At 74.3% G+C, this 20,440-nt stretch carries 20 protein-coding genes and 2 tRNA genes; 7 read left to right on the top strand and 15 right to left on the bottom strand.

Going from position 1 to position 20,440, the window contains the following annotated elements; translation table 11 throughout:
• Positions 1-87: 87 nt before the first annotated feature.
• Positions 88-1,275, top strand: a complete 1,188-nt coding sequence (locus ACLQ14_RS19370) for a trans-sulfuration enzyme family protein (protein ID WP_425816085.1) — start codon at positions 88-90, stop codon at positions 1,273-1,275.
• Here the strand turns inward: ACLQ14_RS19370 and ACLQ14_RS19365 are convergent.
• The 3 genes from ACLQ14_RS19365 to murA are packed head-to-tail and all read right to left on the bottom strand — an operon-like array spanning position 1,268 to position 4,405.
• Complete coding sequence (locus ACLQ14_RS19365; protein ID WP_425816083.1) at positions 1,268-2,299, bottom strand: NAD(P)H-dependent glycerol-3-phosphate dehydrogenase; 1,032 nt, start codon at positions 2,297-2,299, stop codon at positions 1,268-1,270. The two genes, ACLQ14_RS19370 and ACLQ14_RS19365, sit on opposite strands and share 8 nt — an antisense overlap.
• Entirely contained in the window at positions 2,296-3,057 is a 762-nt protein-coding gene (locus tag ACLQ14_RS19360) for a lysophospholipid acyltransferase family protein (RefSeq protein ID WP_425816081.1), read from the bottom strand. The genes ACLQ14_RS19365 and ACLQ14_RS19360 overlap by 4 nt, the downstream gene beginning before the upstream one ends.
• A gap of 31 nt (positions 3,058-3,088) precedes the next feature.
• A complete protein-coding gene (murA, locus tag ACLQ14_RS19355; RefSeq protein WP_425816079.1) occupies positions 3,089-4,405 on the bottom strand; it encodes a UDP-N-acetylglucosamine 1-carboxyvinyltransferase in 1,317 nt (438 codons plus the stop codon).
• 270 nt (positions 4,406-4,675) lie between these two features.
• Here murA and ACLQ14_RS19350 point away from each other — a divergent pair, with 270 nt between their 5' ends.
• Entirely contained in the window at positions 4,676-5,557 is an 882-nt protein-coding gene (locus ACLQ14_RS19350; protein WP_425816077.1) for an LLM class flavin-dependent oxidoreductase, read from the top strand.
• A gap of 57 nt (positions 5,558-5,614) precedes the next feature.
• On the opposite strand, the gene leuD is transcribed toward ACLQ14_RS19350, so the two are convergent.
• Positions 5,615-6,253: a 3-isopropylmalate dehydratase small subunit gene (gene leuD / locus ACLQ14_RS19345; RefSeq protein ID WP_425816075.1), complete on the bottom strand. Its 639-nt coding sequence runs from the start codon at positions 6,251-6,253 to the stop codon at positions 5,615-5,617.
• A gap of 66 nt (positions 6,254-6,319) precedes the next feature.
• Positions 6,320-7,810: a 3-isopropylmalate dehydratase large subunit gene (gene leuC / locus ACLQ14_RS19340; RefSeq protein ID WP_425816073.1), complete on the bottom strand. Its 1,491-nt coding sequence runs from the start codon at positions 7,808-7,810 to the stop codon at positions 6,320-6,322.
• A 136-nt stretch (positions 7,811-7,946) separates the two neighbouring features.
• Here leuC and ACLQ14_RS19335 point away from each other — a divergent pair, with 136 nt between their 5' ends.
• Positions 7,947-8,666, top strand: a complete 720-nt coding sequence (locus tag ACLQ14_RS19335; protein ID WP_425816071.1) for an IclR family transcriptional regulator — start codon at positions 7,947-7,949, stop codon at positions 8,664-8,666.
• Here ACLQ14_RS19335 and ACLQ14_RS19330 read toward each other — a convergent pair.
• The 5 genes from ACLQ14_RS19330 to ACLQ14_RS19310 all read right to left on the bottom strand — a co-directional run bounded on the left by ACLQ14_RS19330 (position 8,635) and on the right by ACLQ14_RS19310 (position 11,597).
• Positions 8,635-9,597, bottom strand: a complete 963-nt coding sequence (locus tag ACLQ14_RS19330; protein WP_425816069.1) for a PH domain-containing protein — start codon at positions 9,595-9,597, stop codon at positions 8,635-8,637. The two genes, ACLQ14_RS19335 and ACLQ14_RS19330, sit on opposite strands and share 32 nt — an antisense overlap.
• Positions 9,598-9,613: 16 nt before the next feature.
• A complete protein-coding gene (locus ACLQ14_RS19325; RefSeq protein WP_425816067.1) occupies positions 9,614-9,784 on the bottom strand; it encodes a hypothetical protein in 171 nt (56 codons plus the stop codon).
• A 196-nt stretch (positions 9,785-9,980) separates the two neighbouring features.
• A tRNA-Glu gene (locus ACLQ14_RS19320) sits at positions 9,981-10,053 on the bottom strand.
• Positions 10,054-10,148: 95 nt separating this feature from the next.
• Positions 10,149-10,220 (bottom strand) — tRNA-Gln (locus tag ACLQ14_RS19315).
• A 270-nt stretch (positions 10,221-10,490) separates the two neighbouring features.
• Entirely contained in the window at positions 10,491-11,597 is a 1,107-nt protein-coding gene (locus ACLQ14_RS19310) for a YeiH family protein (RefSeq protein WP_425816065.1), read from the bottom strand.
• Positions 11,598-11,667: 70 nt separating this feature from the next.
• Here ACLQ14_RS19310 and ACLQ14_RS19305 point away from each other — a divergent pair, with 70 nt between their 5' ends.
• Positions 11,668-12,591, top strand: a complete 924-nt coding sequence (locus tag ACLQ14_RS19305; protein WP_425816063.1) for a LysR family transcriptional regulator — start codon at positions 11,668-11,670, stop codon at positions 12,589-12,591.
• On the opposite strand, the gene ACLQ14_RS19300 is transcribed toward ACLQ14_RS19305, so the two are convergent.
• The 3 genes from ACLQ14_RS19300 to ACLQ14_RS19290 are packed head-to-tail and all read right to left on the bottom strand — an operon-like array spanning position 12,573 to position 15,507.
• Positions 12,573-13,328 (bottom strand): HAD family hydrolase, encoded by a 756-nt coding sequence (locus tag ACLQ14_RS19300; protein ID WP_425816061.1) that lies wholly within the window; start codon positions 13,326-13,328, stop codon positions 12,573-12,575. The genes ACLQ14_RS19305 and ACLQ14_RS19300 overlap by 19 nt on opposite strands.
• Positions 13,329-13,339: 11 nt before the next feature.
• Positions 13,340-14,794, bottom strand: a complete 1,455-nt coding sequence (gene gltX, locus ACLQ14_RS19295) for a glutamate--tRNA ligase (RefSeq protein ID WP_425816059.1) — start codon at positions 14,792-14,794, stop codon at positions 13,340-13,342.
• Entirely contained in the window at positions 14,791-15,507 is a 717-nt protein-coding gene (locus ACLQ14_RS19290) for a GntR family transcriptional regulator (RefSeq protein WP_425816057.1), read from the bottom strand. The genes gltX and ACLQ14_RS19290 overlap by 4 nt, the downstream gene beginning before the upstream one ends.
• A gap of 85 nt (positions 15,508-15,592) precedes the next feature.
• Between ACLQ14_RS19290 and ACLQ14_RS19285 the strand changes: the two genes are divergently transcribed.
• On the top strand, positions 15,593-16,804 hold the full coding sequence (locus ACLQ14_RS19285) for an amidohydrolase (protein ID WP_425816055.1): 1,212 nt from the start codon (positions 15,593-15,595) through the stop codon (positions 16,802-16,804).
• 19 nt (positions 16,805-16,823) lie between these two features.
• Here the strand turns inward: ACLQ14_RS19285 and ACLQ14_RS19280 are convergent, their stop codons facing one another.
• Entirely contained in the window at positions 16,824-17,615 is a 792-nt protein-coding gene (locus tag ACLQ14_RS19280) for a fumarylacetoacetate hydrolase family protein (protein ID WP_425816053.1), read from the bottom strand.
• A gap of 38 nt (positions 17,616-17,653) precedes the next feature.
• Between ACLQ14_RS19280 and ACLQ14_RS19275 the strand changes: the two genes are divergently transcribed.
• On the top strand, positions 17,654-18,121 hold the full coding sequence (locus tag ACLQ14_RS19275; protein ID WP_425816051.1) for a GNAT family N-acetyltransferase: 468 nt from the start codon (positions 17,654-17,656) through the stop codon (positions 18,119-18,121).
• A gap of 34 nt (positions 18,122-18,155) precedes the next feature.
• On the opposite strand, the gene ACLQ14_RS19270 is transcribed toward ACLQ14_RS19275, so the two are convergent.
• A complete protein-coding gene (locus tag ACLQ14_RS19270; protein ID WP_425816049.1) occupies positions 18,156-19,067 on the bottom strand; it encodes a methyltransferase domain-containing protein in 912 nt (303 codons plus the stop codon).
• A 70-nt stretch (positions 19,068-19,137) separates the two neighbouring features.
• Between ACLQ14_RS19270 and ACLQ14_RS19265 the strand changes: the two genes are divergently transcribed.
• On the top strand, positions 19,138-20,175 hold the full coding sequence (locus ACLQ14_RS19265) for an aldo/keto reductase (RefSeq protein WP_425816047.1): 1,038 nt from the start codon (positions 19,138-19,140) through the stop codon (positions 20,173-20,175).
• Positions 20,176-20,440: the final 265 nt, after the last annotated feature.

Genomic DNA, 20,440 nt, shown 5'->3' with positions numbered 1-20,440 from the left:
ATACCGCCGCCGGTGACAAACCCCCAGCCTCACGACTGCGCCGCCACGTCACCAACGTCATGAACCAGAACACCTAGGCTGGTCCTCGTGACCTCACCCGCACTGCCCGCCGACGGCCCGCGGCCGCTCGACCCCTCGACCGTCGTCGTGACCGCGGGCCGGCCCGCGCGGGTGCCCGGCGGTCCCCTGAACCCGCCGCTCGTGCTCAGCTCCACCTACGTGTCCCAGGGCGAGCCGCCCGCGGGCGACCTGCTGTACGCGCGCATGGGCACCGAGACGTGGTCGCCCTTCGAGGAGGCCCTCGCGGCGCTCGAGGGGGCGACGCTGCCCGGGCTCGTCTTCGGGTCCGGCCTCGCCGCGATCGCGGCGGTGTTCGCCCAGGTACCCGACGACGGCGCGATCGTCCTCCCCCGGCACACCTACCAGGCCGCGCTCGGCCTCGCGGACGAGCTCGCCGCCCGGCACGGGGTCCGGGTCGTACGTGTCGACATCGAGGACACCGCCGCCGTGATCGACGCGCTGGAGGCGGCCGCCGGGGGCGCGGGCCGGCCCGGGCTCCTCTGGCTCGAGTCGCCGACCAACCCCATGCTCGAGGTCGCCGACGTGCCGGTGCTCGTCGAGGCGGCCCGGGAGCGCGGCTACCTCACCGCCGTCGACAACACGTTCGCGACCCCCCTCGGTCAGAACCCGCTCGCGTGGGGCGCGGACGTCGTCGTGCACTCCGTGACGAAATACCTCGCGGGGCACTCGGACGTCGTGCTCGGCGCGGCCGTCACCGACGACCCCGCGCTCCGGGCCGCGCTCCACGGCTATCGCACCCAGCACGGCGCGATCGCCGGGCCGAGCGAGGTCTGGCTCGCGCTGCGCGGCCTGCGGACGCTCGCGCTGCGGGTCGAGCGCTCCCAGGCCACGGCGGCCTTGCTCGCCGAGCGCCTGAGCACCCATCCCGCCGTGGCGGAGGTGCGGCACCCGTCGCTGCCGGGCGACCCGGGGCACGAGCGCGCGAGCCGCCTCATGCGTGGCTACGGCTCGGTGCTCGGCCTGCGTCCCGTGGGCGGGCGGGAGGCCGCGGACGCGCTCGTCGCCGCCGTGCGGTTGTGGGTGCCGGCGACCAGCCTCGGCGGGGTCGAGTCGAGCCTCGAGCGGCGGCGCCGCTTCGCCACCGAGGCCCCGACGGTGCCCGAGGACCTGCTGCGGCTGTCGGTGGGCATCGAGGCCGCCGAGGACCTCTGGGCGGACCTCGACCGGGCGCTGCGCGCCCCGGAGGTCAGCTGAGCGACTCGGCCTTCTGCGGCCGGCCGAGGAGAGCGCGCGTGACGTCGTCGACGGACTTCCCGTCGTGGACCATCGCGACGGCGGCGGCCGTGATCGGCACCTCGACGTCGTGGCGCTGCGCCAGCTCGAGGATCGACTCGCACGACTTCACGCCCTCCGCCGTGCCTCCGGTCGCGCGCGCCGCCTCGTCGAGCGAGAGCCCGGCGCCCAGGTGCTTGCCGAGCGTGTGGTTGCGCGAGAGCGGCGACGCGCACGTCGCGACGAGGTCGCCCATGCCCGCGAGCCCCGCGAACGTCTCCGCCTGCGCGCCGAGCGCCAGGCCGAGCCGCGTGATCTCCACGAGCCCACGCGTGATGACCGTCGCCATCGTGTTGTAGCCGTACCCGCGTCCCTGGGCGATGCCCACGACGAGCGCGATGACGTTCTTCGCGGCGCCGCAGAGCTCGACGCCCACGACGTCCGTGTTCGTGTACGGGCGGAAGTACGGTGTGGTGCAGGCCGCGGCGACCAGCCGCGCGTTCGCCTCGTCGGTGCACGAGACGACGGTCGCGGTCGGCTGGTGCGCGGCGATCTCCTTCGCGAGGTTCGGCCCCGAGACGACGGCGACGCGCTCGCGCGGAAGGTCGAGGATCTCCGCCAGCACCTCGCTCATGCGCCGGTCCGTGCCGAGCTCGACGCCCTTCATGAGCGAGACGACGACGGCGTCCGGCTCGAGCAGCGCGCGGAACGGCGCGAGGCTCGCGCGCGCGTGCTGCGACGGCACCGCGACGGCGACGATCCGCGCGCCGCGCACGGCCTCGGCGGCGTCCGTCGTCGCGGTGACGCGCGCGGGGAGCTCCACGCCGGGCAGGTACGCCTCGTTGCGGTGGTGCTCGTGGACGTCGGACACCACGTCGTCGCGGCGCGCCCAGAGGGTGACGTCGCACCCCGCGTCGGCCATGACGGCCGCGAAGGTCGTGCCCCACGCCCCGCTCCCCAGCACCGCCACACGGGCGGGCTCGGTCGCGGACGTGGCGTCGCTCATCGGGCGTCCTCCGGCAGGGGCGGATAGGTGGTCTGCTTCTTCTCGTACTCCGGGTGGCGCCGCAGGTCGAACCTCACGGCAGGCGCCTGCGCGCCGCGCATCTCCTCGAGGAGCCGGGTGATCGCGTCCAGCACCCGGTTGGTCGCCTCGCGCAGCACCACGGTGTCCAGGGGCCGGTCGTACAGGTCCGACAGGTCGACGGGCGGTCCGGCGTGCAGGTGGACCAGCTTGCGCGGGAAGGGCCGGAAGCGCTTGGAGTACCGCGGCAGGATCTGCTGCGCGCCCCACTGGGCCACCGGGACGACGGGGGCCTTGCTGGCGAGAGCGAGCCGGGCCATGCCGGTCTTGCCCGCCATCGGCCACAGGTCCGGGTCCCGGGTGAGCGTGCCCTCCGGGAAGATCGCCACGCAGTCGCCCGCGAGGAGCCGGTCCGTGGCCGCCCGGAGCGACGCCCCCGCGTCCACGGACCCGCGGGCGACCGGGATCATGCGCGACGACCGCAGCGCCCAGCCGAGGACCGGCACCTTCCACAGCGACGCCTTGGCGAGGATCCGCGGCTCGTGCCCCGCGTCGAAGAGGTAGTGGGCGAACGTCAGCGCGTCGAGGTCGGTGGCGTGGTTCGCGGCCGCGATGAACCCGCTGTCCGACGGGAAGTGCTCCATCCCCTGCCAGTCGCGGCGGGTGATGGCGAACATGAAGCTCCGGACGATGCGCGCGACGACGCGGAACGCGAAGGAGTCAGGGCGGGCGACAGGCACGGTCAACCAGCCTACCGGCCGGCGAGCCGGATCAGTCGCGCCCGACCTCGGCGCCCAGCGCCGTCAGCTTCTCCTGGAAGTGCTCGTAGCCGCGGTCGATGAGCGAGATCCCGCGCACCGTCGACGTCCCCTTGGCCGCGAGCGCGGCGATGAGGTGGCTGAACCCGCCCCGCAGGTCCGGGACCTCGATCTCGGCGGCCGCGAGCGGCGTCGGGCCCGAGATCACCGCAGAGTGGTGGAAGTTGCGCTGCCCGAACCGGCAGGGGCGGCCCCCGAGGCACTCCTTGTAGACCTGGATCGTAGCGCCCATGCCCCGCAGGGCGTCCGTGAAGCCGAACCGGTTCTCGTAGACGGTCTCGTGGACGATCGACAGGCCCTTCGCCTGCGTCAGCGCGACCACGAGGGGCTGCTGCCAGTCCGTCATGAACCCGGGGTGCACGTCGGTCTCGAGCACGATCGCGTCGAGGTCGCCGCCCGGGTGGTAGAACCGGATGCCCTCGTCGTCGACCTCGAACTCGCCGCCGACCTTCCGGAACGTGTTGAGGAACGTCATCATCTCGGGCTGCGTCGCGCCCTTGACGTAGATGTCGCCCGCCGTCGCGAGCGCCGCGGACGCCCAGGAGGCCGCCTCGATACGGTCTGCGAGGGCGGTGTGCCGGAAGCCGACGAGGCGGTCGACGCCCTCCACCCGGATCACGCGGTCGGTGTCCACGGAGATCACGGCGCCCATCTTCTGGAGCACCGCGATGAGGTCCATGATCTCGGGCTCGGTCGCGGCGTTCGAGAGCTCGGTGATGCCGTCGGCGCGCACCGCGGTGAGCAGGAGCTGCTCGGTCGCGCCCACGCTCGGGTAGGGCAGCTCGACCTTGGTCCCGTGGAGGCCGCGGGGCGCCCGGATGTGGATGCCCTGCTCGCGCTTGTCCACGACGGCGCCGAACTGACGCAGGATGTCGAGGTGGTAGTTGATCGGCCGGTCACCGATGTGGCAGCCGCCGAGGTCCGGGATGAACGCCTCGCCGAGCCGGTGCAGCAGCGGACCGCAGAAGAGGATCGGGATGCGGCTCGAGCCGGCGTGGGCGTCGATGTCGGCCACGTGGGCGGACTCGACGTCGCGCGGGTCGAGACGCAGCGTCCCGGCGACGGGGTCGGAGTCGACGCGCACGCCGTGGAGCTCGAGGAGCCCCGTCACGACGTTCACGTCGCGGATCTGCGGCACGTTGCGCAGCTCGCTCGGCGTCTCACCGAGGACGGACGCGACCATCGCCTTCGAGACGAAGTTCTTCGCACCCCGGACGGTGATGGTCCCCTTGAGCGGGTTCCCGCCGTTGACGTACAGCAGATCTGACATAGGCCTATCGTCACCCACAGCTCGTCGTTCGCGCGCACAGGGGCGCCTGGCGCGGTGTGGCGCCGGTCGTCGTGCTCCCCTCGGCCGGGCCGCGCACCACCGTACGTCACCCGGTGGCGCGCCCCGCACCGGCACGCACGCCACGCACGACGTCGTCGCAGCACCTCCACACTCGGGGACAAACCACCCGAACCACCCCACGCCTCGCCGAAGCACCCCGCGCGGACGGGTGCCTCGCGGGTGTGGGCGCCACGGCCTAGCGTCGACGACATGCGGATCGGGATCGTGGCGAGCAACACGACGGCGAGCGAGTCGGCGGACCTGGCGGTCGAGGCGGAGCGGAGCGGCTGGGACGGCGTGTTCACCTGGGACGGCCTGAGCATCGGCTCTCAGGAGATGGTCGACCCGTGGGCGGTCCTCGCGGCCGCCGCGGCCCGCACCTCCCGCATCGTGCTCGGCGCGATGGTCTTCGCGTTCCCACGGCGCAGGCCCTGGGAGCTGGTCCGGCCGGCGGTCACGGTCGATCACCTCTCGGGCGGCCGCCTGGTCCTCCCGGTCGGCGTCGGGGTCCTCGACGACGCGGGGTTCACGGCCGTGCCGGGCCAGCTCACGGGGCTCCGCGAGCGTGCCGAGCTGCTCGACGACGCGCTCGCCTTCCTGGACCGTGCGTGGACCGGCGAGCCCTTCGCCTTCACGGGCACGCACACGACCACGGGCGAGCTGCAGTTCCTGCCGCGCCCCGTCGCCCGGCCGGGGATCGGTCACCGGGTCCCGGTCTGGCCGGTGGGCGTGTGGTCCGCCGAGCGGCCGCCCGTGCGCTCCCTGGACCGGGCGCTGCGTGCCGACGGCATCGTCGTCCAGCTACGGGGGGAGCGCGCGTTCGACGACATCACGCCCGAGGACGTCGCGGCCCTCGTCGGCTGGCTCGACGCCCGCCGCGAGGAGCTCGGCCTGACGCGCCCGGACGGGGCCTCGTTCGACGTCGTCCTGCAGGGGATCCTGCCCGACGACGACCCGGCGGGCGCCCGGGAACGTCTCGACGCGCTCGCGGCGGCGGGCGCCACGTGGTGGGTGGAGTCGCGCTGGGACCAGCAGACGGCCACGGCGGCGGCGCTCCTCGACCGGGTACGGCAAGGGCCGCCCGGGACGTGAGGACCACGTACCCGGACGGCCCCGGACGGCGGGCGCGCCGCCGTCGGCCGGACGGCGTCAGACGGCGGAGCGCGCCGCCTCGATCTCGACGGTCGGCAGGTGCTTGGCGGGCAGCGTGCGCGGCCGCCACGACGCGCGCGTCGCCTCGAACGTGGAGATCTCGTCCGCGTGCTGCAGCGTGAGGCCGATGTCGTCGAGACCCTCGAGCAGGCGCCACCGGGTGTAGTCGTCCACGTGGAACGGCACGGTGATGTCGTCGGCGTGCGCGGTGCGCTCGACCAGGTCAACGGTCACCTCGGTGCCCGGCTTGGCCTCGAGGATCTTCCAGAGGAGCTCGATGTCCTCCTGCGCGACCTGGCCGGCGAGCAGCCCCTGCTTGCCGGAGTTGCCGCGGAAGATGTCCGCGAAGCGGGCCGACAGGACGACCTTGAAGCCGTAGTCCTTGAGGGCCCAGACGGCGTGCTCGCGGGACGAGCCGGTGCCGAAGTCCGGGCCGGCCACGAGCACCGAGCCGCTCGAGTAGGCCGGCTGGTTGAGGACGAACGACGGGTCGTTCCGCCACGCCGAGAACAGGGCGTCCTCGAAGCCGGTGCGGGTGATCCGCTTGAGGTACACGGCCGGGATGATCTGGTCCGTGTCGACGTTGCTCCGGCGCAGCGGGACGCCGACGCCGGTGTGGGTGCTGAACTTCTCCATGGGAAAACTCTCTTCGCGTTCGTGCGGCCGAGCGGGACGGGCGGTCCGAGCGGTGCTCGGGCTGCCTCAGACCTGGAGCGGGATCCGCGGGTCGAGGGGCGACAGCGGCGTGCCGTCGAGCTCGGCGAGGTCGAGGTCGAGGTTGTGGCCGTCGGCGACGAGGTCGGAGACGGACGAGAGCGTGCCGCGGATCGCGGTCGCCGCGGCGACGAGCGGCGACACGAGGTGCGTGCGGCCGCCCTTGCCCTGACGACCCTCGAAGTTGCGGTTCGACGTCGAGGCCGACCGCTCCCCCGGGGCGAGCTGGTCGGGGTTCATCCCGAGGCACATCGAGCAGCCGGCGTTGCGCCACTCGGCGCCGAACTCCTTGAAGATCACGTCGAGGCCCTCGGCCTCGGCCTGGAGCCGCACGCGGGCGGACGCCGGCACGACGAGCACGCGCACGTCGTCGGACTTCTGCCGGCCCTTGACGACCTTGGCGACGGTCCGCAGGTCCTCGATCCGGCCGTTGGTGCACGAGCCGATGAAGACGGTGTCGACCTTGATCTCACGCAGCGGCTGGCCGGGGATGAGGCCCATGTACTCGATGGCGCGCTCGGCGGCGACGCGCTGGTTGTCGTCGCCGATCTCCGCAGGCACGGGGACCTTGGCCGAGATCGGGAGACCCTGGCCGGGGTTCGTGCCCCACGTGACGAACGGCTCGAGGTCGGCTGCCTCGAGGACGACCTCGGCGTCGAACTCGGCGTCGTCGTCCGAGCGCAGCGTGCGCCAGTACTCGACGGCGGCGTCCCAGTCCTCGCCCTCGGGTGCGTGCGGGCGGCCCTTGAGGTACTCGAACGTGGTGTCGTCGGGCGCGATCATCCCGGCGCGGGCGCCCGCCTCGATCGACATGTTGCAGATGGTCATCCGGGCCTCCATGGTGAGGTTCCGGATGGCCTCGCCGCGGTACTCGAGCACGTAGCCCTGGCCGCCGCCGGTGCCGATCTTCGCGATGATCGCGAGGATGATGTCCTTGCTTGTCGTGCCGGCCGGCAGCTCGCCGTCGACCGTGATCGCCATGGTCTTGAACGGCGCCAGCGGGAGCGTCTGGGTCGCGAGCACGTGCTCGACCTCCGACGTCCCGATGCCGAACGCGAGCGCGCCGAACGCGCCGTGCGTCGAGGTGTGCGAGTCGCCGCACACGACCGTGAGGCCCGGCTGGGTGAGGCCGAGCTGGGGCCCGACCTGGTGGACGATGCCCTGGTCCGCGTCGCCGAGCGAGTGGATCCGCACGCCGAACTCCGCGGCGTTGGCCCGCAGCGTGTCGATCTGCTTGCGGCTCGTCTCGTCGGCGATCGGCAGGTCGATGTCGAGCGTCGGGGTGTTGTGGTCCTCGGTCGCGATCGTGAGGTCCGGGCGGCGCACGGGGCGACCGGCGAGCCGGAGGCCCTCGAAGGCCTGGGGGCTCGTCACCTCGTGCACGAGGTGGAGGTCGATGTAGAGGAGGTCCGGCGACCCGTCGGTGCCACGGCGCACCAGGTGCGCCTGCCAGACCTTCTCTGCCAGCGTGCCGGCCATGGGGATGTCCTCTCGTTCCTTCTCGGTGCGCTCCGCCGTCCGGTGAGGTGATGTCCGTCATCGGCGGCGCGGCGTTACTACGTGTCGAATTCTGGCGCATTTGCATCTCAGCGACTGAGACGCCAGTATTCGGCCTATGGACAATACTAGCGGAGTCGGCGTCCTCGACAAGGCAGCCTCCGTCCTGAGCGCTCTTGAGGCCGGTCCGGCGACGTTGGCGCAGCTCGTCGTCTCGACGGGCCTCGCCCGGCCCACGGCGCACCGGCTCGCGGTGGCGCTCGAGAACCTGCGCTTCGTCTCCCGCGACATGCAAGGGCGCTTCGTGCTCGGACCCCGTCTCAACGAGCTGGCCACCGCCGCCGGCGAGGACCGGCTCCTCGCCGCGGCGAACCCCGTGCTCACGGCGCTGCGGGACCACACGGGCGAGAGCGCCCAGCTCTACCGGCGCCAGGGCGACCTGCGCATCTGCGTCGCCACCGCGGAGCGCCCCGTGGGCCTGCGCGACTCGATCCCCGTCGGTGCGACCCTGACCATGGGCGCCGGCTCGGCCGCCCAGATCCTCCTGGCATGGGAGGAGCCCGACCGGCTGCACCGCGGACTGCGCGACGCGAAGTTCACCGCGACCATCCTGTCCGGGGTCCGGCGACGCGGCTGGGCGCAGTCGGTCGGGGAGCGCGAGCTCGGCGTCGCGTCCGTCTCCGCGCCGGTCCGCAACCAGTCGGGCCGCGTGGTCGCCGCCGTGTCGATCTCCGGCCCCGTGGAGCGGCTGTCGCGTCAGCCCGGACGCCTCCACGCCCCGGCCGTCGTCGCGGCCGCGAACCGTCTCACCGAGGTGCTCGCCCGCGCCGGCGAGTGAGGGCGTCGGCGAACCTCGTCCGCCGGGGCAGGTTGGGCGGCAGCATCCCGGCCGGCATGCTCTCGGAGGCCGGCCACGACCCCGGCTCGAGCGGCAGGCCGGTGAGCCGCCTCCGCGCCGTGTCGTCGAGCCCTGACGGCGCCGCGTCCCTCGACGCGTCGGCGACCGGCGCGGGCGGGCGTGGCACGGGTGGCGCCGCGGGCGCGCGTCCTCCGGAAGAGTTCGTGGGCGCGAACGACGGCGGAGGCGGCGGCGGTACGGCGGGCAGCTCCCCGGTCGGCGCGGACGAGAAGCCGGCCTCGGTCGCCGGGACGGGCGCGAGGCGCTCGGCGACGCGCGGCGATGCCGAGGAGCTGCTCCGCGGCGCGGCCGGGGGCCGCGACGGCACACCGGGCACGGGCACTTCTCCCCCGAACAGGGTGTCGCAGATGCTGCGGTAGGTGACGTCCGGGTGGGCGACCCAGTCGATCCGCCGCATCGCCTGGTCCTGGCCCGCTGACTCGAGCACGAACCGGCCGTAGCCGAGCAGGCGCCCCATCGGGGTGCGCGTATAGCTCATGTCCGTCACCTTGCCGAGCGGAAGCATCGCCACCTTGCGGGACACGAAACCCGACGTGAGCAGGAGCCGCTTGTCGGTCGCGACGAACCACTCGAGGCGCCACGCGAAGATCCGGAGCAGCGCCCGGCCGACGGGGATCAGCGCCAGCCACCACAGGAGCGCGGCGTCGACCTGGAACGCGTGCTCGATGACCATGACGAGCAGCGCGACCACGATCAGCCCGAGGACCGCGGTGGCGGCCGGCTCGGCCACGTACGCCCAGTGACGGTGGCTCGCGACGACGACGCGCTCGGCCGGAAGGACGATCTGCCGCAGCACCACCGCGGCCCTCGGGTCGTGGTGGCGGCCGTCCTCGCCGCCCCGCCGGGTCATGCCGTCACGCCTCGGCTCACTTCCCGACGAGAGCCGAGAAGAAGTCGCCGATCCCCTGGAACGCCTGCACGACCACGTCGCCGATCCCCTTGATGATGTCGGCGGCCTTGTCGGGGCTCCGGACGATCGCATAGACCAGGAACGCCACGACGAACCAGATCAGGACCGTCTTCGCCTTGCCGGGCATCGCAGCTCCTCAGGGTGGACCGGGCGTCGGGACGGGGGTCGGACAGGTGGGGACGCGTGCGGCAGTTTACCCATCCTGGCCGATTCCAGGCGTTCGACACGCCCCGTCCCGCGCGTCGTCGCACCGGACGGGCGGTTCGCCGCCGGAACGACGAAGAGGCCCGGTCATCCTGAGTCGGATGACCGGGCCTCGCTTGTACCCCCAACGGGATTTGAACCCGTGTTACCGCCGTGAGAGGGCGACGTCCTAGGCCGCTAGACGATGGGGGCCTGTGACCGATGAGCGCTTCGCGTTCACCTGCCGGATGAGAACTCTACCGCATGACTTCCCGTGGTCATGACCGCGGGAGGCGAAGAATTCTCTGCTGGGGTACCAGGACTCGAACCTAGACTAAGTGGACCAGAACCACTCGTGCTGCCAATTACACCATACCCCATGGGGGTAATCGTCCTGCGATGAGACCTCTCTCCGAGAGGCTGTCCGCGGGACTCCTACCGACCGAGAACACTACCGGACGCGAGGGGCAGCGCCAAAACGCACCACCGCTACAGCCACCCGGGGGTCGCCGCCGACCACGATCGCGGCCGTGGGGGGACGGCGTGCCCGACCTCGCCGGTCGGCGCGACGATCGCGCTCCCCCACCCGCGCCCGGCGCGTTCGCACCGCGCTCCAGCGGCTGACCCACGAGCACCTGCGGGACCGGCTCTCAGCCCAGCACGCACACCGCCCCCAGCGCGACCGTCGTCGCGAGTCCCGCGCTCGCGGCCCCGAGCGCGACCACCCGACCACCGGTGCGCACGAGCTCGCGCAGGTCGACCGCGAGGCCCATCGCGAAGAGCGCGGCAGCGAACAGGACGTTCGACGTGCCGGTGGCCACCTCGACGACACCGTGGGGCACGGCGCCGAGCGACCGCACGACGACCGCGGCCAGGAAGCCCACGGCGAACAGGGGCACGGGTGCGACGCGGCGACCTTCCGCCGCGACGCCAGCCTCGCCCGCAGCGAGCGCCGCGCGGCGCCGCGAACGGGTCACGGCGATCCCGGCGCACGCGACCAGCGGCGCCAGCAGCACGACCCGGGCGAGCTTGGTGACCGTGGCCACGACCAGCGCCGCGGGCGAGACGGCGCCCGCCGCGGCGACGACCTGCGCGACCTCCTGCACGCTCGCACCGATCCAGAGGCCGGCCCGGTGGTCGCCGAGCCCGAGGACACCCACGAGCCACGGCAGCACGACGATAGCCAGCGAGCCGAAGATCGTGACGAGCGCGAGGGCGGCGGCCGCGTCGTCGTCGTGCTCCTCGTCAGGGTCGACGGCGCCCTTCATCGCACTGACCGCCGCAGCGCCGCAGATCGCGAACCCCGTGCCGACGAGGAGGCTCGTGACCCGGGGAAGCCGGAGCGCCCGGCCCACGAGCAGGGTCCCGCCGAGCGTCGTGAGGACGGTCACCGCCACGACCGTCAGGCCGCGCCAGCCGAGCGCGAGGACCTGCGGCAGCGACAGCTGGAGGCCGAGGAGCACGACGCCGGTCCGCAGTCCGTGCTTGGCCGTCCAGGCGCCCCCGGCGTGGACGCGGGTGAGCCCGCGGGCGCCGGCGGGACGGGCTCGGGCGACGGTGCCGACTCCGATCCCCAGGGCGAGCGCCAGCACCGGTACCGAGAGCATGGGGACGAGCGCGTGCGCGCCGCTCACGAGCGCCGCGGCGAGCGCGCAGGCGACCAGGCCGGGCCAGGACCGGCGCAGCCCGACGGCGGACGGCGACGCAGGGCGGGGCGCGCTCGGTCGGACGAGGCGGGGTGCAGCGGGGCCGGTCATGCCTCTACGGTCCGGGCCGCGACGGGGCGCCGGAACCCCGCTCCCGCTGTCCGGGTCATAGCATCGGGCTATGACCGACCTGCCCGCCCCCGCGTCGCTCGAGCTCCTCGTCGCCGCCGACTCGCACGGGTCGATCTCGGCCGCGGCCCGCGCACTCGGCATCGCACAGCCGTCGGCGTCGGCGGCGCTGCGGCGGCTGGAGCGCGGTCTCGGGCTCGAGCTGCTCGTCCGGACGCCGCGCGGCACCAGCCTCACGGACGCGGGGCGGGTCGCCGCCGAGTGCGCCCGCGGGGTGCTCGACTCGTACGCCACGCTCGAGTCGACCCTGGCGGCGCTCCGCGACGTCCCCGGCGCCCGCGTGCGGGTGGCCGCAAGCCTCACCGTCGCGGAGCATCTCGCCCCGCGCTGGCTCGCCACGCTTGCGCGCGAGCCGCGCAGCCCGCGCGACGGCGCGGCCCCCGACGTCGAGCTCATGGTGTGCAACTCGGCGGAAGTGGCGCGACGCGTGCTCGACGGCGACGTGGCACTCGGGTTCGTCGAGTCGCCCGAGCTCGTGCGCGGCCTGCGGTGGTCGCTGGTCGCCGAGGACGAGCTCGTCGCCGTCGCCGCGCCCGGCCACCGCTGGGCACGGCGGCGGGCGCTCGGCGTCGACGAGCTGCTGGGCGGCGGGCTCGTCGTCCGCGAGGAGGGCTCCGGCACCCGCGCGAGCCTCGAGCGCGCGCTGGCCCGCGCCGGGCGCGCCCTGCCCGCGCACCTCACGCAGCTGGGCAGCACGCAGGCGGTACGCACGGCCGTCCTGCACGCCGGCGCCGTGGCGGTCCTGTCACGGCTGGCCGTCGAGGACGACCTGGCCCGCGGGACTCTCGTCGCGCTCCCCGTGCCCGACCTCGACCTGAGGCGCCCGCTGCGCGCCGTGTGGAAGGACGGCGAGACCCTCTCGGCCGCGGCGCGGCGGCTCGTCGCGGTGGCGCGAGGTCAGCGCACGACGACCTGAGCCATCGTCTCGGCGAGCCGGGTCAGCGAAGGCACGACGACGACGACCCCGGCCTCGGCCGCCGCCGTCGGGTCCTCGAGGTGGCCGTCGCCGCGGCGGGTGCCCGGCCGGTCCAGCCAGACGCCGACGAGCCCGGCACGCACGGCGCCGATCGCGTCGACGTCGAGCTCGTCACCCACGTAGACCGTGCGGCCCGGCTCCGTGCCGAGCAGCCGCGCGCCCTCCAGGAAGACGCGCGGGTCCGGCTTGCCGACGCCGAACGTGTCGACCGTGACGAGGACCGGGACGTCGTCGAGGCCGCTCGCGGCGAGCTTGCGGTCCTGGAGCGCGCGTCCGGCGTTCGTCACCGCGCCGACCCGCAGCCCGGCCTCCCGGAGCGCGTCGACCGTCGCGCGGGCGTCGTCGTGGGCCCGCCAAGACCGCTCGAACGTGCCCCAGAAGACCTCGAGCCACGCCGGGTAGGAGGCCTCGTCGACGGGCGGGCCGCCGAACGTGCGGTGCAGCTCGTCGGCCCGCAGGCGCCGCTGCTCGTCGAACGCGAGCTCGCCGCGCGTGTAGGCGCGGTAGTAGCCGCGCGGGTCGCCCCGCCAGAGCGCGACCATCTCCGGGACGCGCTCTGCCGGCACGTGCGGCAGGTACGCCCGCCAGACGGCCTCGACGGACGCCGCGAACGCACCGCGCGTGTCGACGAGGGTGTCGTCGACGTCGAGCAGGACGCCCGCGACGTCGTCGGGCATCACCGGGGGCGTCACGGCGCCGCCGGCGCGACGGGCGCGGCGGCGAGCCGCGCGATGGCGGCGTCGACGCGCGCGAGCGTGCGCTCGCGGCCCAGGACGGCGAGCGACTCGAACAGCGGCAGGCCGACGGTCCGGCCCGTCACGGCGACACGGACCGGCGCCTGCGCCTTGCCGAGCTTGAGCCCGTGCGCCTCGCCGACCGTCGTCACCGTGTCCTTGAGCGGCTCCGCCTCCCACGGCGCGAGCGCCGCGAACGCGGCCCGGACCTCGGCGAGCAGCTCGGCGGCCGGCGGCTTCATGGCCTTGGCCCACGACGCCTCGTCGTCGACAGGCTCGTCGAGGAACAGGAAGTCCACGTTCTTCGTGATCTCGGAGAGCAGCGCGACGCGCGTCTGCGCGAGCGGCGCGACGGCGTCGAACACCGCCTGGTCGAACGCCTCGGGCGCCCAGGGCGCCGCCGGGGCCACGAGCCACGGCGCGCACGCCGCGGCGAACTCCGGGGTCGGCAGCGCGCGGATGTACTCGCCGTTGAACGCCGTGAGCTTCTTGATGTCGAAGAAGGCCGGTGCCGAGTTCACCTCGTCGAGGCGGAACCGCGAGACCAGCTCGTCGAACGGCAGGATCTCCTCGTCGTTGCCGGGCGCCCAGCCCAGCAGCATGAGGTAGTTGACCATCGCCGCGGGCAGGATCCCCTCGGCGAAGAAGTCCTCGAGGGCCACCTTGTCGCGCCGCTTCGAGAGCTTCTGACGCTTCTCGTTGACGAGGACGGGCAGGTGCGCCCACACGGGCGGCTGGGCGCCGAGGGCCTCCCACAGCAGCTGCTGCTTGGGGGTGTTCGGCAGGTGCTCCTCGCCCCGGATCACGTGGGTGATGCGCTCGTCCATGTCGTCGACGACGTTCGCGAGCAGGAACACGGGCGAGCCGTCGCCGCGCGCGACGACGAAGTCCTCGATCGCCGCGTTCGGGAACGTGGGGTTGCCCCGGATCACGTCGACGACGAGCGTCTCGCCCTCGTCCGGAGTGCGGAAGCGCAGCGCGCGGCCGGGCTCGTAGGCGAGCCCGCGGTCGCGGCAGAAGCCGTCGTAGCCGGCGTGCTGCGAGCCGGTCCGCGCGACGACGTCGTCACGGGTGCAGTCGCAGTAGTAGGCGCGGCCCGCGGCGAACAGCCGGGCCGCCGCCTCCTCGTGCATCCCGCGGTTCGCGGACTGGAAGTAGGGGCCCTCGAACGTCGGGTCGCCCTCGTGCACACCCAGGGACGCCATCGCGCTCAGGATGCCGTCGGTCCACTCGGGGCGGTTCCGGGCGGCGTCGGTGTCCTCGACGCGCAGCACGAAGATCCCGCCGGACTGCTTGGCGACGGCCCAGTTGAAGAGGGTCGAGCGGGCGGAGCCGACGTGGAACATGCCCGTCGGGGACGGGGCGAAGCGGACACGGATCGGCGAGGAGCCGGCGGCGGGGAAGGTCACCGCACCAGGGTATCGGGCGCACGGCCGGCGGGACGGAGCGCTGCGACGGCCGAGCGCGAGGTCCGCAGGTGCGCGGCGACGGTCCGGGCGGCCCCCTCGACGTCGCCGGCGCTGATCGCGTCGAGGAGGAGCCGGTGCTCGCCGGCCATCTGCGCGAGGTCCTCGTGCTGGCCGAGCAGCCAGCGGGCGCGGCTCGCGGTCACCGCGCTCACCTCGTCGAGCACGCTGTTGCCGGCGGCGGCCAGCAGCGCCTCGTGGAAGTCGGCCGCGGCCCGGCGGGCGCCGGTCGCGTCGGAGCGGCGGGCGGCGTCGTCCTCGCGCGCGAGCGCGTCCGCGAGCGCCTCGAGGCGGGCGGGGTCGCGACGCTCGGCGGCCCGGCGGGCGGCGAGCCCCTCGAGGGCGGCGCGGACGTCGAGCAGGTGGTCGACGTCGTCGTCGGTGAACGTCCGGACGACGGCCCACGTGCGCGGGCGGGGCGTCACGAGCCCCTCGGCGACGAGCAGCCGGAGCGCCTCGCGGACCGGCACACGGCTCACCCCGAGCTCGTCGGCGAGGTCGCGCTCGACGAGCCTGCTGCCTGGTGCGCGGTCACCGTCGACGATCTGGTCCCGCAGCACGCCGGCGACGCGTTCCGGCTCGGAGCCGGAGGCGGACGGCCCGCGGTCGGGAGGCCCGGTGCGCCCCGCCTGCCCGAGCGCCGCTTCTCTCGCCATGGCGAAATGGTATACCGTTTTGGATCGCCGAGCCACGATCACCGCACGTCCGGGTGGTCGTCCCGTTCCCGGAAGGACCGACCCGATGACCCACTCCCCCGAGACCGTGACCGTGCTGCGCAACGTGCGCCCCTGGGGCGGCGACGCCGCCGACCTGCACGTCGCGGACGGACGTGTCACCGCGGTCACGCCGCACGACCCGGCGGTGCCCGCGCCGGCCGCGGACGGCGTCGTCGACGGACGCGGCCTCCTCGCCCTCCCGGGGCTGGTCAACGCGCACGCGCACGTCGACAAGAGCTGGTGGGGCAAGCCGTGGGTCAGCTACGGCGGCGAGGCCACGACGCAGGGCCGGATCGAGCACGAGCGCGCCCACCGCGACGAGCTCGGGATCCCCGGCGCCGACGTCACGCTCGCCGTCCTGCGCGAGCTCCTGCGGCACGGGACGACAGCGATCCGCACCCACGTCGACGTGGACCTCGGCCTCGGGTTGCGGGGCATCGAGGTGGTCCGCGAGGCGCTCGAGGCCGTGGGCGGCGCGGTCCACGCGGAGATCGTCGCGTTCCCGCAGGACGGCGTCCTGCGGCGCCCCGGGGTGCTCGACCTCCTCGACGAGGCGGCCGCAGCGGGCGCCGAGCACATCGGGGGCCTCGACCCCGCGTCGATCGACCGCGATCCCGTGGGGCAGCTCGACGGCCTGTTCGCGATCGCGGAGCGCCGCGGCGTCGGCATCGACGTGCACCTGCACGACGGCGGCGCGCTGGGCGCGTTCCAGATCGAGCTCATGATCGAGCGCACGCTGCGCGCCGGGCTGCAGGGCAAGGTCAACGTCGCGCACGGGTTCGCGGTCGGCGAGCTGCCGGCGTCGCGCCAGGCGGACCTCGTCGCGGCGATGGGCGAGGCCGGGATCACCATGACGACGGTCGCCCCGATCGGCGCCGCTCCCCTGCCCGTGCACGCGCTGCGCGAGGCCGGCGTCGCCGTCGGGCTCGGCACCGACGGGATCCGCGACCTGTGGTCGCCCTACGGCACGGGCGACCTGCTCGCGCTCACGACCCAGCTCGCCCGGCTCTCGCGCTTCCGCCACGACGACGAGCTCGTCGCTGCGGCGCGCATCGCATCGTCCGATGCCGCCCGGTTCGTCGGCCGCGACGTGCACGACCTGGTCGTGGGCGCACCCGCGGACGTGGTGCTGGTCGACGCGGAGAACGTGCCCGACGCCGTCGTCCGCGCTCCCGGCCGGGCGCTCGTGGTGGCGGCCGGGCGGGTCGTCGCCCGCGACGGCGACGTGCTCGTCTGAGCCGGCCCGCCGCCCGGCGCTACAGCGACGGGTCGCGCCGCACCACGGGGTTCGACAGGACGCCGATGCCCTCGACCTCGCACTCGACCCGGTCCCCGTGGTCGATCAGCCCGACGCCGGCCGGCGTGCCCGTGAGGATCACGTCGCCCGGGAGGAGCGTGAACGCCTCCGAGATGTACGAGACGAGGAACGGCACGTCGAAGACGAGGTCGCGGGTGCGCCCGTCCTGACGCAGCTCGCCGTTGACGCGCGAGCGGACGCCGACGTCCTCGACGTCGAGCTCGGTCTCGATCCACGGGCCCAGCGGGCACGAGCTGTCGAAGCCCTTGGCGCGGGCCCACTGGCCGTCGGTGCGCTGCGCGTCCCGGGCGGTCACGTCGTTCGCGACGGTGTACCCGAGGATGTGGTCGAGCGCGCGCTCGGGCGTGACGTCCTTGGTGACCCTTCCGACGACCAGCGCCAGCTCGGCCTCGTAGCTGACCTCCTGGCTGAAGTCGGGCAGCACGATCGGGTCGTCCGGGCCCGCGACGGCGGTGTTCGGCTTGAAGAACAGCAGCGGGCTGCTCGGGACCTCGCCGCCCATCTCGGCCGCGTGGTCGGCGTAGTTCTTGCCGACCGCCACGATCTTCGACCGCGGGATCACCGGGGCGAGCAGCCGGACGCCGTCGCCCAGCTCGAGCCGCTCGCCCGTGGGCGTCGTCGGCATGTAGAGCGGGTCCCCGGTCAGGACCGCCAGGTAGGTGCGGTCCCCCTCCTGCTGGACGATGGCGTAGCGGGGGTCGTCCCCGGTCGTGAATCTCGCGATGCGCACCCGCCCAGCCTAGCGAGGGCCCGGGCTAGGCTCCCCCCGTGCAGATCCGCCCCCGCGCCGACGACGACGCCCCCGCCCTGGTCGAGCTCCTCGCCGAGGTCCACGAGCGCGACGGCTACCCAGTGCGACGCGCCAACGTGCGCCGGGAGTGGCTGTGGGACGACTCCTTCGTCGGCGCCTGGGTCGCGGTCCACGACGGCGACGTCGTGGGGCACGTGGCGCTCGCCCAGGGGCTCGCCGGCGCAGGCATCCCGAAGGGGGCGCTGGGCATCTCCCGCCTCTTCGTGACCCCACGGGCGCACGGGCACGGGGCCGGCGCGGCGCTCCTCGACGCCGCCCGGGCCGCGGCCGGCGCCCGGCCGCTCGGGCTCGAGGTCACCGACACGTCGACGGCCGCACGCGCGCTCTACGAGAGGCTCGGGTGGCGCCGCGTGGGCGAGGGCGTGGCCGACTGGGCCGACCTCGACGGCCGGCACCCCGCGCTCACGTTCTTCCTCGCGCCCTGAGCCTCGCGCGCCGAGCCGTTGCGGCGCCGTGGGGTCAGGCCCGCGCGAGCACCTCGCCGTGCAGGACGGCGAACCACCCCTCGGGCGATGCGGCCCAACCCTTCCACTCGTGTGCGAGCTGCTCGAGCGCGACGTCGTCGGCGAGCCCGGAGTCCTTGGCCTGGACGGCGAAGTTCGACTCGAGGCACCGCTCGGCCCACAGCTCGCCCCACCACTCGCGGTCGGTCGGCGTCGCGTAGCACCACACGCCTGCGGACGGCACGATCCCCGCGGGCGCGAAGCCGGACTCCTGGACCCAGGACAGCAGCCGGCGACCCGCGTCCGCCTGGTAGCCGTACGCCGAGGTGACCTCGTGGTAGAGCTCGTTCCACTCCGTGAGGCCGGCGTTCTCGGGGTACCAGGTCATGGCCGAGTAGTCGGCGTCGCGGACGGCGACGAGGCCGCCCGGCTTGGTCACGCGGTGCATCTCGCGCAGCGCGGCGACCGGGTCGGACAGGTGCTGCAGCAGCTGGTGGGCGTGCACGACGTCGAACGTGTCGTCGTCGAACGGCAGCTCGTACGCGTTGGCGGGCGCGAACTCGACGTTCTCGAGGCCGCTGCTCTCGCCGAGCGCCCGGGCGGCCTCGAGCACGTTCTCCGAGGCGTCGACGCCGACGACCCGGCCGGGCGCGACGTACCGCGCGAGGTCGACGGTGAGCGTGGCGGGCCCGCAGCCGACGTCGAGCAGGCTGTTGCCGCGCACGAGGTGCGGGACCAGGTAGGCGGCGGAGTTGGCGGCCGTCCGCCACCGGTGGGAGCGGAGCACGGACTCGTGGTGGCCGTGCGTGTAGGACTCGGACTCCGCGGACAGGGGGTGGTGCTGCGGGGTGCTGGGCGCCTCGACGTCGTCCTCGGCGAGGGGCGACCCGGACAGGGATCCGGCGGGTGCGCCGGTGGCTTCGGTCATGGATCCACGGTAGGCGTGGGGGGCCGGGCCGACGACCCGCTTCTCACATGCTGGCGCATAGGCTCGAACCATGAGCGACGAGCTGCAGGTCCCCGAGCCCGAGCCGGTCCACCCCACCGAGGACGCGGGCCCGCCGCCCCAGCGCCGGCTCGGCCGGTCCGGGCTGGTCGTGTCCGCGATCGGGCTGGGCTGCAACAACCTCGGCCGGTCGAACACCGTCACGTCGACGGTCGAGGGTTCGCAGGCTCTCGTCGACGCCGCGCTCGACGCCGGGATCACGTTCTTCGACGTCGCCGACAACTACGGGATGCGTCCCGGGCTCGCGGAGGAGCTCCTCGGCCGCACGCTCGGCAGGCGGCGCGAGGACGTCGTCGTCGCGACGAAGTTCGGCATGAGCGTCGGCGACCTCAACGGCCGCGACTTCGACGCCCGCGGCTCGCGGCGGTACGTCGTCAAGGCCGTCGAGGGGTCGCTGCGCCGGCTCGGCACCGACCGGATCGACCTCTACCAGTTCCACACCCCGGACCCGCTCACCCCGATCGACGAGACGCTCGCCGCGCTCGACGACGTCGTCCGGGCCGGGAAGGTGCGCTACGTCGGGCACGCGAACCGCGCCGGCTGGCAGATCGCCGACGCCGAGCACGTCGCCCGGGCCCTGGGCACGACGCGCTTCGTCTCGGCCCAGAACGAGTACAACCTGCTCGCGCGCAAGGCGGAGCTCGAGGTGCTGCCCGCGGCCCAGGCGTACGGGCTCGGCGTCCTGCCCTACTACCCGCTCGCCAACGGCCTGCTCACGGGCAAGTACGCGCACGGCTCGCGGCCGGACGACGGCCGCCTCGTCCACACCAAGCCCGAGCTCCTCGAGCGGGCGCCCTGGGAGCAGCTGGCCCGGCTCCACGCGTTCGCGGAGGTGCGGGGCCTGACGGACCTGGAGGTCGCGATCGGGTGGCTGCTGGCTCGGCCGCAGGTGGCGAGCGTCATCGCCGGGGCGACCCGGCCGGACCAGGTGCGGCAGAACGCCGCGGCGGCGTCATGGGTGCCGGACACCGCGGACCTCGCCGAGCTCGACACGATCTTCCCGGCGCCGCGCAAGGTCGCCCCGTTCTGACGGGTGCGCCCTCGCGAGGCTAGACGGCCTCGACGGAGCTGACGCTGACGCGCGCGTCGTGCAGCGCCTGGACGGTCAGGCCGGAGTCCTGGAACGCCCAGACCGTCGTGGCAGTGCCGGCGTCGAGGTCGGACACGGCGACCTGGTCGCGGGGGGGGGGGGGGGGGGGGGGGGGGGGGGCGGGGCCGCCCCCCCCCCCCCCCCCCCCCCCCCCCCCCCCCCCCCCCCCCCCCCCCCCCCCCCCCCCCCCCCCCCCCCCCCCCCC

The organism is Luteimicrobium sp. DT211 (assembly GCF_049844995.1).
Taxonomy (GTDB): Bacteria; Actinomycetota; Actinomycetes; order Actinomycetales; family Cellulomonadaceae; genus Luteimicrobium.
The sequence above is the reverse complement of the archived record's forward strand: the minus strand, read 5'-3'. Positions and strand labels throughout refer to the sequence as shown.